Origin of the sequence: Teredinibacter purpureus (genome assembly GCF_014217335.1) — a bacterium.
Taxonomy (GTDB): Bacteria; Pseudomonadota; Gammaproteobacteria; order Pseudomonadales; family Cellvibrionaceae; genus Teredinibacter; species Teredinibacter purpureus.
Map to the genome: position 1 here is coordinate 510623 of NZ_CP060092.1, position 14375 is coordinate 524997.

At 47.2% G+C, this 14375-nt stretch carries 12 protein-coding genes; 6 read left to right on the top strand and 6 right to left on the bottom strand.

Annotated elements, in window-relative coordinates:
• Nucleotides 1-4: 4 nt before the first annotated feature.
• The gene (serA, locus tag H5647_RS02050; RefSeq protein ID WP_045855923.1) at nucleotides 5-1240 is read right to left on the bottom strand and encodes a phosphoglycerate dehydrogenase; all 1236 of its coding nucleotides are present in this window, start codon (nucleotides 1238-1240) and stop codon (nucleotides 5-7) included.
• Between the two features lie 58 nt (nucleotides 1241-1298).
• The gene (gene rpiA, locus H5647_RS02055; protein ID WP_045855926.1) at nucleotides 1299-1976 is read right to left on the bottom strand and encodes a ribose-5-phosphate isomerase RpiA; all 678 of its coding nucleotides are present in this window, start codon (nucleotides 1974-1976) and stop codon (nucleotides 1299-1301) included.
• Nucleotides 1977-2207: 231 nt separating this feature from the next.
• Between rpiA and ilvA the strand changes: the two genes are divergently transcribed.
• On the top strand, nucleotides 2208-3722 hold the full coding sequence (ilvA, locus tag H5647_RS02060) for a threonine ammonia-lyase, biosynthetic (RefSeq protein ID WP_045855927.1): 1515 nt from the start codon (nucleotides 2208-2210) through the stop codon (nucleotides 3720-3722).
• 142 nt (nucleotides 3723-3864) lie between these two features.
• On the opposite strand, the gene H5647_RS02065 is transcribed toward ilvA, so the two are convergent.
• From H5647_RS02065 to tkt, 4 genes are all read right to left on the bottom strand, one after another.
• Nucleotides 3865-4200 carry a hypothetical protein gene (locus H5647_RS02065; RefSeq protein ID WP_045855929.1) on the bottom strand — a complete coding sequence of 112 codons (336 nt, stop codon included), beginning with the start codon at nucleotides 4198-4200 and terminating at the stop codon, nucleotides 3865-3867.
• 28 nt (nucleotides 4201-4228) lie between these two features.
• Nucleotides 4229-5227: an alpha/beta fold hydrolase gene (locus H5647_RS02070; RefSeq protein WP_045855930.1), complete on the bottom strand. Its 999-nt coding sequence runs from the start codon at nucleotides 5225-5227 to the stop codon at nucleotides 4229-4231.
• Between the two features lie 105 nt (nucleotides 5228-5332).
• Nucleotides 5333-6508, bottom strand: coding sequence for a phosphoglycerate kinase (locus H5647_RS02075; RefSeq protein ID WP_045855933.1), 1176 nt, complete (start codon nucleotides 6506-6508; stop codon nucleotides 5333-5335).
• A gap of 204 nt (nucleotides 6509-6712) precedes the next feature.
• Nucleotides 6713-8716 (bottom strand): transketolase, encoded by a 2004-nt coding sequence (gene tkt, locus H5647_RS02080; protein WP_045855935.1) that lies wholly within the window; start codon nucleotides 8714-8716, stop codon nucleotides 6713-6715.
• 294 nt (nucleotides 8717-9010) lie between these two features.
• Between tkt and H5647_RS02085 the strand changes: the two genes are divergently transcribed.
• From H5647_RS02085 to H5647_RS02105, 5 genes are all read left to right on the top strand, one after another.
• Nucleotides 9011-10009 (top strand): ArsR/SmtB family transcription factor, encoded by a 999-nt coding sequence (locus H5647_RS02085; RefSeq protein ID WP_045855936.1) that lies wholly within the window; start codon nucleotides 9011-9013, stop codon nucleotides 10007-10009.
• Nucleotides 10009-11163, top strand: a complete 1155-nt coding sequence (metK, locus tag H5647_RS02090; RefSeq protein ID WP_045855937.1) for a methionine adenosyltransferase — start codon at nucleotides 10009-10011, stop codon at nucleotides 11161-11163. Before H5647_RS02085 ends, metK begins: the two co-directional genes overlap by 1 nt.
• A 130-nt stretch (nucleotides 11164-11293) precedes the next feature.
• Complete coding sequence (ahcY, locus tag H5647_RS02095; protein WP_045855940.1) at nucleotides 11294-12673, top strand: adenosylhomocysteinase; 1380 nt, start codon at nucleotides 11294-11296, stop codon at nucleotides 12671-12673.
• A gap of 93 nt (nucleotides 12674-12766) precedes the next feature.
• Nucleotides 12767-13612 (top strand): methylenetetrahydrofolate reductase [NAD(P)H], encoded by an 846-nt coding sequence (gene metF, locus H5647_RS02100; RefSeq protein ID WP_045855941.1) that lies wholly within the window; start codon nucleotides 12767-12769, stop codon nucleotides 13610-13612.
• A gap of 4 nt (nucleotides 13613-13616) precedes the next feature.
• Nucleotides 13617-14342, top strand: coding sequence for a 16S rRNA (uracil(1498)-N(3))-methyltransferase (locus H5647_RS02105; protein WP_045855943.1), 726 nt, complete (start codon nucleotides 13617-13619; stop codon nucleotides 14340-14342).
• Nucleotides 14343-14375 lie beyond the last annotated feature (33 nt).

Consider the following 14375-nt stretch of genomic DNA (forward strand, 5'->3'; position numbering starts at 1 on the left):
TATTTTAAAACAATACTCGGCAGCGAATAGTGCCATCGATAGCTTTCAGCTGCGTAAGTGCCGTTTCGTTGTAAGGTGAATTCACATCAACCACTACGTAACCCACACTTTCATTGGTCTGTAAATATTGGCTGGCAATATTAATATTATTGTCCGAAAACACTTGGTTAATAGACGTTAATATACCGGGAACATTTTTGTGTACATGTAATAACCGATGAACATTTTGATGGCTTGGCAACGCAACCTCCGGGAAATTCACCGAAGAAATAGTAGTGCCGTTATCAGAATATTTAATGAGTTTTTCCGCTACCTCGAAACCAATATTTTCCTGTGCTTCCATTGTTGACCCCCCTATATGTGGAGTCAAAATGGCGTTATCAAAGGCTCGCAGCGGGCTAACAAACTCTTCTGCATTACCTTTAGGCTCCACAGGAAATACATCAATTGCCGTACCCGAAAGATGTTTGGTTTCCAACGCCTTTGCGAGCGCGTCAATATCAATGACCGTGCCACGTGAAGCGTTTATCAATATAGCGCCTTTTTGCATGGCAGAAATTTCAGTAGCACCAATGAGATTTTGCGTGGAAACTGTTTCAGGTACATGCAATGAAACAATATCGGATTTGGCGAGCAGCTGAGTTAATGATTTACATTGGGTAGCATTACCCAATGGCAATTTATTAATGACATCAAAGAAAAGTACATTCATACCCAATGATTCTGCAAGTACGCTCACTTGGCTGCCAATGGAGCCATAGCCAATAAGCCCCAGAGTTTTACCGCGAATTTCAAAAGAACCAATAGCCGATTTTTGCCACTCACCACGATGACAACCCGCATTCTTTGCAGGAATATCGCGCAGCAACAAAATTGCTTCGGCAATCACTAATTCTGCCACACTGCGAGTGTTGGAGTAGGGTGCATTGAATACCGCTACACCATGCTCTTGCGCCGCAGCTAAATCTACTTGGTTAGTGCCAATACAAAAACACCCTACCGCCACCAACTTGGGCGCGTTTTCAAATACTTTTCGAGTTAGCTGTGTACGCGAACGTAGCCCCACAAAATGAGCATCCTTCACCCTTTCAATGAGTTCGTCTTCTGCCAAGGCTGTTTTTAAATAATCAACATTGGTGTAACCCGCATGTTTAAGACTCTCGACAGCGGATATACTCACGCCTTCAAACAATACGAATTTAATTTTATCTTTATCTAAAGAATTAAGGGGAGCCGACATGAAATTTCCTAGCTAACTAACTATGAGAGTTTAAACAAACAATTATACGCAAATGCGCTTAACTGGCCGCTTTAAAAGTTTTAACACCGTTTTCTGTACCTAAAAGCAATACATCCGCTGGACGCTGAGCAAACAATCCATTTGCGATAACACCAACAATTTGATTGATAGCATTTTCCATCGCCACAGGATCTGTAATCGCTAGCCCATACACATCAAGAATTTCGCCGCCGTTATCGGTGATACAACCCGCTCTATGAACAGGGTCTCCACCCAATTTAACCAGCTCACGCGCTACATGCGCTCGCGCCATAGGTATCACTTCAACAGGTAAAGGAAAGGTACCGAGTGTCTTCACCCATTTACTGCCATCAGCAATACAAATAAATTCATCTGCACAGGCAGTGACGATTTTTTCACGTGTCAGTGCCGCACCGCCGCCCTTGATCAAATGAAGGGATTCGTTGCTTTCGTCTGCACCATCCACATATACCGCCATGCCGCTCACACTATTAAGATCGTAAACGGGAATACCCAGCTTTTTCAGCCGCTCAGCAGACGCCTCAGAACTGGCCACTGCACCATCAAATAAGCCCTTATGAGCGCCTAGCATATCGATAAAAAAATTAGCCGTTGAGCCTGTTCCAACGCCGACTATTGTATCTTTTTCTAGCGAAGGGAGAATGTAGTCAATGGCGGCTTGTGCAACGGCTTTCTTTAGGTCGTCCTGATTCATAGGGCGTTGAAAAATCCAATAGAGGTGGGTGAGAAGAAGTGACGCAGCATTTTACAAAAAATCACTCTAAACCGCATGTTAATTCGGTGCAGAATAACGAATACCTTCACTCTAGGTCGCCTGCTAGGCCAAAAGTCATGACTTAAGTTGATTCATCCTTTACCATTGCCGGCCCTAACCAGCGATACTATCGCTACAGCTAAGCCTCTCGCTATAAACGGAACGTACAGCATGCCCCAGTCTTACATCAAACGCATTCTCAATGCGCGCATATACGACCTCGCCGTGGAAACACCCCTGGACGAAGCGCCTTTGATTTCGACTCGCATGAAAAACAAAGTGCTATTCAAACGCGAAGACTTGCAACCCGTATTCTCGTTTAAAATTCGCGGTGCCTACAACAAACTGCTTCAACTAACTGACGAACAACGCGCCAAAGGCGTCGTGGCAGCATCTGCAGGTAACCATGCACAGGGCCTGGCCTTAGCCTCTCAACATTTGGGTGTGAGCGCTACTATTGTCATGCCACAAACCACACCTGCCATTAAAATTGACGCCGCTAAACGTCGTGGCTCTAAAGTCGTTCTGATGGGCGACACGTTCGACGAAGCCTCTGCACATGCACAGAAATTAGTTGTAGAAAAAGGCATGACTTACGTTCCCCCCTACGACGATGCCGATGTCATTGCCGGGCAAGGGACTGTGGCAATGGAGCTGTTGCGCCAATATTCCGGCCCCATAGATGCCGTTTTTATTCCTGTTGGCGGTGGTGGTCTTTGTGCAGGCATGTCCGCTTACATTAAATATGTACGCCCAGAAACAAAAGTTTTTGCCGTAGAGCCCGTCGATGCCGCATGCCTTAAAGCGGCTCTCGACGCAAATCGACGCGTTACCTTGCCTCATGTAGGTATATTTGCCGACGGCGTAGCCGTTGCTCAAATAGGCAAAGAACCTTACCGCGTAATTAAAGCGAGTATCGATGGCGTGATCACCGCCACCGCCGACGAGATGTGTGCAGCCATTAAAGACGTTTTTGAAGATACGCGCTCTATAACCGAACCTGCTGGCGCACTGTCTCTCGCAGGGCTGAAAAAATACGTTGCTGAAACCGGCTGCGAAGGAAAGACGTTCGTCGCTATTTCTAGTGGTGCCAATACCAATTTTGATCGTCTACGGTTTATTTCGGAAAGTACCGAAATCGGCGAAAAGCGCGAAGCCATATTCGCGGTAACTATTCCCGAAAAGCCCGGCAGCTACGCGAAATTCTGCAAGCTTTTAGGTAAGCGTTCTATTACGGAATTTAATTATCGCTACGCCGATAATCGCGATGCCCATATATTCGTTGGTTTACAAGTATCGCCAAGCAATAATGATCGGGAAGTTATTGCCAACACGCTAGCATCAAAAGGCTATAAAGTTTGCGATATGACCGAAAACGAAACGGCTAAACTCCATATTCGCCATATGGTTGGCGGACATGCGCCTCAAGCCGGTGATGAAAAAATTTATCGTTTTGAATTTCCTGAACGTCCAGGTGCTCTACTTAAGTTTCTAACGAAACTTGCTGGCCGCTGGAATATTTCAATGTTTCACTACCGTAATCACGGTGCAGCCTTTGGCCGCGTATTAGTCGGCTTTCAAGTGCCCAAAAAAGAACACAAACAGCTCGAAACACTGCTTAAGGATTTGGGCTATCCGTACTCCGACGAAACTAATAACGAAGCGTACCAATATTTTTTAGGGTAGCGTCCAGCCATAATTGCACCTATAGAAAAGGCGACCGAGAAAGTCGCCTTTTCTATAGGTGCAATTTATTGATATAGCCCTGATTAATGCAGGTAACAACGAAAACCATAAAGCATTCGGTGTACAATCTAGCAACTTTTCGTTAGTCGCATACACCTTCTACCCATTCAAATCGATAATCACAACTTTCAATATTGCACCGTTCAAATACAGTATACCCTTCTACGCATTCAGTTGTCGGCCAGTAAAACACAAAGAATTCGGACTCATAAAAGCCATTGCCAAGCGGCTTTTTAGCGGGAGGATCTGTTTGCTCAACAACACCAAACTGGTCCGTCAGTAACGTATGACCTTTGTACTCTCGAAACGCCTTTGCAATATTTTGCTGTGAGGTTCCCTCGGGAGAATTCGGCAGGGTAATAGACGGTTGCTCTGCACACCCCGCAAGCATCAACATAGCCACTAGACACCCAGCCATACACGCTTGCCTTCGCGCTCGAAACCCTCTATTCAAGAAAGGCAAGCAATGCCGAATAGATGCACGTACGCAATACATCGCTTTCGTTAACCAAATGATGTCGCGCTCCTGCAATAGAGGTAACTTTGCAGTTGGCAAATACACTTTGAATAACCGGTACATTAAATCGCCAATCAACCGTTTCATCTTCTTCTCCCTGAATTATTAGCGTTGGCACAGTCAATGGCCTATCGATATCGGCCAGAATATTGCGGCGTTTTACTCCAAACCATTCTACCCATTCAAGCATTGCTCGCAGCCATGAATGACGAATAATGCGTGTCTGCAAACGATCCTTTTGCGCCAGAAAACGACAAAAAGCCTCATCGTTACTGTTCATGCTGAAATGACGCTTAATAGGCACTCGCAATAACTGCACTAAGGGAAAGCTTAGCTTAATAAAACCAAAACGTCGGGGCTTTATAAGCGGTGCTAACAACACGACCTTCTCGATTGGGCAGGCATAAGCCTGATCAAGTAAATAGCGTAAAATCGCTGCCGCACCCGTACTTTGACCTATCAATGAAATACAGCCAAACCTCTTTTTATGCTGCTGTACTAACACCACGCAATCGCTCACCACATTCGCATATTCAACAAAACTATTAATGGCCGCAGGCTCGCCCTCACTTAAACCGTGCCCCGGTAAATCCGCCATCAATACCGTAAAGTTCGACTCAAGCAGCCTACTAACCAGCTGAAGGTAAAGACCCGAATGGTCGAATAAACCGTGGCTAAGAATGACAGTGCGCTGCGGCAAAGGTGCAAGCGAATTCTTTTGCTGCCAACAATGAACAACACATTCAAACCCACCCAAGCGAACGGTACCAGCGAAATGCTCACAACCTTTCTTTTTCGATAAGGAATCAAAACCATACAGGCAGAAGAAATTGTGTAGCTCCGCGGAGCAAGCCTCTAGCGAGAAAGGTGCAACGAATTGCAAAGGTTTTAGTTGTTGACGAAGAAGGCGTCGTTCCGATTCATCCATTGCACAATATTAATCCTAATTCATACCAAAAAGCCAAAAAAAAGCCCACCGTCTGTTCGAAGGTGGGCTTTTCAGATAGAGCGTAAGCGTTTCCGCCTATACGCTTTACTCGGCTCCGCGTGTCTCTAACATTGCAACAGCGGGAAGCTCTTTGCCTTCAACATACTCAAGAAAAGCACCGCCGCCCGTTGAAATATAAGAAATTTTATCGGCCAATCCAAATTTGTCGATAGCCGCAAGTGTATCGCCGCCACCCGCTAGAGAGAATGCTTCACTCTCTGCAATTGCACGCGCAATAGTCTCGGTACCATTAGCAAAAGCATCGTATTCAAATACACCACAAGGGCCATTCCACATGATGGTTTTAGCGTCTTTCAATATTTGAGCAACGCGCGCGGCCGTTTCTGGGCCGTAATCAATAATTTCTTCGTCTGCCTGTACATTTTCTGCAGGCTTTGCCTCTACAACAGAGTTATGAGACCAGTCGCTAAAACCTTCCTTTGTGGTACGCACGTCGGTTGCATAAATCACTTCGGATTCTTTACATAAACGCTGAGCTTCTGGGATTAAATCTTTTTCATACAAAGAGTTACCTACTTCATTACCTGCCGCAGCCACGAAGGTATTCGAAATACCGCCGCCCACAACCAAAATGTCACATATTTTAGATAATGCATCTAAAACGGTTAACTTGGTCGATACTTTTGAACCGCCAACCATCGCCACCATTGGGCGCGCGGGGTTAGCTAGTGCTTTTGACAATGCATCGAGTTCGCCCGAGAGCAAAGGTCCAGCACATGCTACGGCCGCATACTTTGCAACTCCGTGTGTAGACGCCTGTGCGCGGTGAGCCGTACCAAAGGCATCCATCACAAACACATCACATAACGCTGCGTAAGCTTTTGACAAGGCCTCTTCGTCTTTCTTTTCGCCTTTATTGAAGCGAACGTTCTCTAGCAACACAACGTCACCGTCGTTTAGATCAATACCGGCTTGCCAATCTTTAATAACTGCAACGTCTTGGCCCAATAGCTCGCTCAAACGCGTGGCTACAGGCTTAAGTGAAAACTGCTCTTCGTACTCACCTTCGGTTGGGCGACCCAAGTGGGACATCAGCATAACTTTAGCACCAGACTTGAGTGCGGCTTTGATGGTAGGTAAGGAGGCACGAATGCGAACGTCCGACGTGATTTCGCCGTCTTGAATCGGTACGTTAAGGTCCTGACGGATTAAGACCCGCTTACCGTTAAGATCCAAATCTTTCATAAGTTTTACTGACATGCTTTTCTCCAGTAGAGGTAGTAGAAAGTCTTTGCAATAACGCAGAAGCGTTATTCAATAGGTTGATAAATAGATAGTAGGAAGGGGCTGTTAGGGTGCAATAAAGCAACCGAAATAACCCGAACGGCTGCACAGCAACCGCTCGATTATAATAGATATTGCCGCACCAATTATGACGGTACGACAATTCACATTACTGTGTGATTAATCTTCTATGAGATCTTTTGCAGTATTGACAACATTGTCTACGGTGAAACCAAAATGCTCGTACAAAACGCCGCCAGGTGCAGATTCACCAAAGGTGGTCATACCCACAACACGGCCATCAAGGCCTACGTATTTGTACCAGTAATCCGCGGCTGCAGCTTCAATTGCAACACGAGCACTCACCTCTAAAGGCAGTACCGACTGTTTGTATTCGGCGTCCTGCTGGTCAAACGTAGAGGTTGAAGGCATAGAGACAACACGCGCTTTCTTACCTTCTGCCGTCAATGCTTCAGCAGCTTTAACCGCCAATTCAACTTCAGAGCCTGTGGCGATAAAGATAATGTCGGGGGTGCCGTCGGTATCAACCAATACATAACCACCTTTAGCCACATTCTCCACCTGCGCACTTGTACGCGGCATAGAGGCCAAACCTTGACGACTAAACACTAATGAAGAAGGGCCATCTTTGCGCTCAACGGCTGACTTCCAGGCAACGGCTGATTCAGTTGCATCACAAGGGCGCCACGTGTCCATATTAGGCGTTAAACGCAACGTACCCAATACTTCAATAGGCTGGTGCGTTGGGCCGTCTTCGCCCTGACCGATAGAGTCGTGCGTATAAACAAATACATTGCGCAAGCCCATAAGTGCCGACATACGTACAGCGTTAGCCGCGTACTGCTGGAACATCAAGAAAGTTGCACCATAGTTAATGAATCCGCCGTGTGCCGACAAGCCGTTCATAATAGAGCTCATGCCAAATTCACGCACACCGTAGTAAATATAGTTACCACTGGCGTCTTCTGCGGTTAAACCTTTCGAGCCTGACCATAACGTCAAATTGGAACCGGCCAGGTCGGCAGAACCACCAAGCAATTCCGGCAATAATGCGCCAAAGGCTTCGATAGTATTTTGCGAGGCTTTACGACTCGCTATATTTTCACCGCCCGCTTGAACGCTTGCAATAAAGGCATTCGCTTTTGCTTCAAAATCTGCAGGCAAATCACCTTTGATAACACGACGCTCGTATTCTGCTGCTAACGCAGGGTGAGCCGCTTGATAGGCGCTAAATTTATCCGCCCATGCATTCTCGGCAGCTTTACCTTTTACCTTTGCATCCCAACCCGCGTAGACATCAGCGGGAATTTCGAATGGCGCGTGTGGCCAGTTCAAAAATTCACGTGCTGCGGCAATTTCGCCATCGCCCAACGGTGCACCGTGACAGTTGTGCGTGCCTTGCTTGTTTGGCGAACCAAAACCAATGGTTGTTTTACAACAAATTAAAGTCGGCTTATTAGGCTCTGCTTTTGCGGCTTCAATAGCGGCTTTGATCGCGTCGGCATTGTGCCCATCAACTGCTGGAATAACGTGCCAGCCATAAGATTCAAAACGCTTAGGCGTGTCATCGGTAAACCAACCCTCAACTTCACCATCAATTGAGATACCGTTGTCATCCCAGAAGGCCACTAACTTGCCCAAGCCCAACGTACCGGCCAATGAGCACGTCTCATGGGAGACGCCTTCCATCAAACAACCATCGCCTAAGAAGCAGTATGTGTAGTGATCCACAATGGCGTGATCGTCGCGGTTAAACTGCGCTGCCAAGGTTTTTTCGGCAATAGCCATACCAACAGCATTTGAAATGCCCTGCCCAAGCGGGCCCGTTGTCGTTTCAACACCCGGCGTGTAGCCATATTCAGGGTGACCCGGTGTTTTCGAATGCAGCTGACGGAAATTGGCCAACTCTTCGATAGGGAGTTCGTAACCACTAAGGTGCAGCAACGAGTAGATCAGCATTGAGCCATGACCGTTAGACAGTACAAAGCGATCACGATCGCTCCACTGTGGATTCTGCGGGTTGTGCTGCAGAAAGTCATTCCACAAGACTTCGGCAATGTCGGCCATACCCATTGGGGCGCCGGGGTGTCCACTGTTAGCTTTTTGTACGCCGTCCATACTCAAGGCACGAATTGCATTAGCAAGATTTTTGCGTGAAGACATGTGTTAATGACTCCTGAAGTAGATAAATAGAAAGGCTCCCGGCCCCGCTTTTTTAAAAAGCGACTACACCTGAGATTTGTTACTTCTCAGCCGGGGAAGGTCGAAAAATTGGAGCGCGTATTCTCCCTTACTTGGCATCTCAGGTAAACCGGATTCTTATAGTCAAACTGACATTTAGATGAAAAAAGGGGTGTTTTTGCCTTTTTGGCGCCATTTTGGGGCAAGATTATAAGAAACGACCCACCTATATCAAAATATTTTGATATAGGTTTTTGGTGCTGCTAGACTGCCCCCATGAACACGCAAACACAATCTCTTCAAAACACGACTAGCGCCCTTAATGCCTTGTCGATCTCACCGCTGCTTAAGGCCGCGGCTGACCCGTTGCGATTGGATATTCTGCGCGCACTTGCTACCGACTCCTATGGCGTGACCGAGTTATGCCATCTATTTCAGATCAAGCAATCCAGTATGAGCCACCACTTAAAAGTGTTGGCAACGGCAGGTTTGGTCGCGACCCGACGCGAAGGCAATTCCATCTTTTATTTGCGGAACCATGCCGACCAACAAGATCAGCTTGCACCACTACAAACGACACTGCACGAGACTATCGATAAAATCCCATTGCAGGCAGATTTAAATGTCCGCATTACCGATGTTCACCAACAACGTGCGCACGCGTCGCAACACTTTTTCGCTGAGCATATCGGTGAATTTAAGGAAAAGCAGGATTTAATTGCCGCTTATGACGTGTATGCCGATCAAGTAGTTGAGCTGCTTCGCTCAAGCCCCATTCCAGCGTACGAGAACGCACTTGAAATTGGGCCTGGCGAAGGTATTTTTTTACGGGAACTCGCTACACGCTTTCAGCAGGTTGCCGCACTGGACAATTCTGAGGCTATGCTGAGGGCAGCCCAGCAGTTTGCCGACAGCAAGAACTTACAAAACATTCACTTTCACCATAACGACTCACGTTTCTGTACAAGCACGGGGCCTATTTTCGATTGCGCCGTGATTAATATGGTACTGCATCACACGCCGTCACCGGCCCAGATGTTTGCCGACGTGAGCACCGCACTCAAACCTAACGCGGTATTACTGGTATGCGATCTTTGTCATCACGACCAAGATTGGGCTCGCGACGCCTGCGGCGATATCTGGCTGGGTTTCGACCCGCAAGATCTCGGCCGCTGGGCAACCGACAGTGGTTTTCTCGAAGGCCAAAGCGTTTATTTTGCGTTACGCAATGGCTTTCAAATTCAAATAAGACAATTCATTAAGGAGCAACATTAATGGCTCAGTATTCTCTGTTTACGTCAGAATCTGTTTCTGAAGGGCACCCAGATAAAATGGCAGATCAGATTTCTGATGCCGTTCTGGATGCAATATTAAAAGACGACAAACACGCACGTGTTGCCGTCGAAACCATGGTAAAAACCGGCATGGCTATTGTCGCCGGTGAAGTGCGCACCTCGACCTACGTCGACCTCGAAGACCTTATTCGTAATGTGATTAACGGTATTGGTTACAACTCTAGTGACGTAGGCTTCGATGGCGATTCTTGCGCTGTTATTAACGCCATTGGTAAGCAGTCTTCTGATATTGCTATGGGCGTAGATGAAGCCATAGATAAAGACATGGGTGCTGGCGACCAAGGTTTGATGTTTGGTTATGCCACGAACGAAACCAGCGTGTTAATGCCTGCTCCCATTTACTACTCGCACCGCCTCGTTGAAAAACAAGCTGAACTGCGCAAAAACGGCACGCACGCGTGGTCTCGTCCCGATGCAAAAAGCCAAGTTACATTGCGCTACAAAGATGGCGTACCTGTAGCTGTCGATGCCGTCGTTTTATCGACCCAACATAACCCAGACGTCACGCAAGCCCAAATTCGTGAGGCCGTTATGGAAGAAATTATCAAGCCGGTGTTACCCGCGGAATGGCTACACGCCGACACTCAATATCATATCAACCCAACAGGGCAATTTATTATTGGTGGCCCTGTGGGTGATTGCGGCCTTACTGGTCGTAAAATTATTGTGGACACCTACGGTGGCATGGCACGCCACGGTGGCGGTGCTTTCTCGGGCAAAGACCCCTCTAAAGTTGACCGCTCAGCCGCATACGCTGGTCGTTACGTAGCGAAAAACATTGTTGCCGCAGGCTTAGCCGATCGTTGTGAAATTCAAGTGAGTTATGCCATTGGCGTAGCTGAGCCTACCTCGATTTCGATCGATACATTTGGTACTGGCAAAATTTCAGACAGCGCGATCGAAACACTGGTTAAAGAGCACTTCGATTTACGCCCACGCGGCCTAATTGAAATGCTAGATCTATTGCGTCCCATTTATCAGCAAACTGCCGCTTACGGTCACTTTGGTCGTGAACTGCCTGATTTTACATGGGAAAAAACCGATAAAGCTGAAGCGTTAAAGTCGGCACTGTAAATCACGCAGCCGAACGTCCTCGTAACCGACGGCGTTCGGCTGACGTTTGAGTGGCGCCAGCGAGATACACCACCAAATTAATTACACCTATTGAAGAACGCCGACACCCTCGGCAATACCGGAGAACATCATGAGCACAACAGAATTTACCGACTATAAAGTCGCCGACATCTCCCTCGCCGAATGGGGCCGCAAGGAAATCGATATTGCCGAAGGCGAAATGCCCGCACTTATGGCTTTGCGCGAGCGATACCGTAACGAACAGCCATTGGCAAATGCCAAGATTATGGGCTGTATTCACATGACTATTCAAACCGCTGTTCTCATCGAAACCCTTATTGAATTGGGTGCAGAGGTTCGTTGGAGTTCTTGTAATATCTTCTCTACACAAGACCATGCCGCCGCTGCAATCGCCGCTGTGGGTATTCCCGTGTTCGCATGGAAAGGCGAAACCGAAGAAGAATTCTGGTGGTGTATTGAACAAACTATATTGCAAGGTGATGCACCGTGGAACGCAAACATCATTCTGGATGATGGGGGCGATTTAACCCAAATAGTGCACGAAAAATATCCGGCCATGTTAGACACCATTCACGGTATCTCTGAAGAAACCACAACAGGCGTACATCGCTTGTTAGAGATGCTTGAAGAAGGCTCTCTTAAAGTACCCGCCATTAACGTTAATGACGCGGTCACCAAATCTAAGAACGACAACAAATACGGTTGTCGTCACAGCTTGAACGATGCCATTAAGCGCGGCACCGATCACTTGTTATCCGGCAAGAAAGCACTCGTTGTAGGCTATGGTGATGTGGGCAAAGGTTCCGCAGCCTCTTTACGTCAAGAAGGTATGATTGTAAAAGTCTCTGAAATCGACCCTATTTGTGCCATGCAAGCCTGTATGGATGGGTTTGAAGTGGTATCTCCATACAACGACGGCATTAACACCGGCAAAGCTGAAGACATTAACATCGAAGTGCTTGGCAAAACCGATTTAATCGTAACCACTACCGGCAATACCAACGTATGTGATGCCGCTATGCTGCAAACTATTAAAAACGGTGCTGTTGTCTGCAACATTGGTCACTTCGACAATGAAATCGATACCGCTTACATGCGCGCCAACTGGGAATGGGACGAGGTTAAACCGCAGGTACACAAAATTTACCGCGATAAAGCCACTAACAACCATCTTATTCTGTTATCTGAAGGCCGCCTCGTAAACTTGGGTAACGCCACGGGCCACCCATCGCGTATTATGGACGGTTCATTTGCCAACCAAGTGTTAGCTCAAATTTATTTGTACGAAAAGAAATTTGCCGACCTACCTTCTAACGATAAGGCAGAGCAACTGTACGTTAAAGTATTGCCGAAAAAGTTAGATGAAGAAGTTGCAAAAGCCATGGTTGAAGGTTTTGGCGGTGTTGTTACTCGCCTTACCGATACACAGGCCAAATACATCAACGTTGATGCAGACGGCCCGTACAAGCCCGAATCTTACAAGTACTAAGCTAGTCACGTCTTGTAGTATCTAGCCTCGCCCCTTGCTCATCCGTGACAAGGGGCCTTTAGAACAAGCGGCCTAGTAAATGTGGAAACCGTTATGAACGACGAAAACGATTTACGTCTTAGCTTTGAGTTTTTTCCCCCAAAAACTGATGTTGGTGTGGAAAAACTGAAAACCGTACGCACAGAATTAAATAAGCTAAACCCAGACTTTTTTTCTGTTACCTACGGCGCTGGTGGCTCCACCCGTGATAACACCAAAGATGTCATCACCGCCATGCGCGATGAAGGTATAGCCGTTGCCCCCCATTTATCGTTTGGCGGCGACAACGAAGACATCATGTGCAACATGATCAACGACTATAAAAACCTTGGTGTTGATCGAATTGTCGCACTACGTGGCGATATGCCATCCGGTATGGGCGCCGCCATGCAGTTGGTTTACGCCAACGAACTGGTTGCCTTTATTCGCAAGCACTTCGGTGATCACTTTCAGCTCGAAGTCGCGGCTTACCCCGAAATTCATCCAGAAGCCAAAAGCTATTTGGAAGATGTACGCTATTTAAAAGGTAAATTCGATGCAGGCGCAAACAGCGCTATCACGCAGTACTTTTTTAATCCCGACGCGTACCTGTATTTTATTGAAGCGTGCAAAAAAGAAGGTATTGTCGCGCCGATTTACCCCGGTATTATGCCCATTACGAACTTCCGTAACCTATCGCGCTTTAGCGATGCCTGTGGTGCAGAAATTCCACGCTGGATACGTAAACGCTTGGAAGACTTTCAAGATGACCAAGAAAGTATTACCGCATTTGGTATCGACCTCATCACAGAGTTATGTGAAACACTGATTGAAAATGGCGCGCCCGGTTTACATTTTTACACCATGAACCAAATCGAACCTACGCGTACTATTGTTAATAATTTGGGTTTAGCCGACTAAATTAATGCGCATCCCTCGTATCTATACTGCACAGGGTATTACCCCTTTTTCTAGCGTTACGCTCGAAGAAGGGGCCTCTCACCACCTAATAAAAGTGTTGCGTATGCAGCCTGGCCGTGAGCTGCTCTTATTTAACAATAGTGGTAGCGAGTTTCCAGCAACCATCGAGCACGCCACCAAAAAAGTAGCCACTCTCGCGATAGGTGAAGAAAGAGCCATCGACCGTGAATCGCCCTTAATAACCGAACTCGCCATTAGCATTTCTCGCGGGGATCGCTTCGATTGGGTGTTGCAAAAGGCAACAGAACTGGGTGTCACACGCATAATCCCGTTGTTTAGTGAACGTACGGAAGTAAAACTAAACGCTGAACGTTTAGAAAAACGCCGACAACAATGGCAAAAAATAATCATAGGTGCCTGCGAGCAATGCCAACGCAACCGGTTACCCGAGTTCGGGCCGGCCACCTCACTCGACGCTTATGTAAAAAGCTGTGATAGCCAGTACCGCTTTGTACTGCACCATCGCGCTAGCACCACACTCAGCTCTCTCGCAGCCCCTGCGTCCATAAGCCTATTAATTGGGCCAGAGGGCGGGCTAAGCGACGCTGAAATACAGCACGCCGAAACACAGGGCTTTACGCCCTTAACATTAGGGCCAAGAGTTTTTCGCACCGAAACGGCCCCCATTGCAGCGCTCTCTATTTTTCAATCGCTATGGGGCGACCTTTAAACCGCGTCACCAAAATACATCAAAGAAATACAA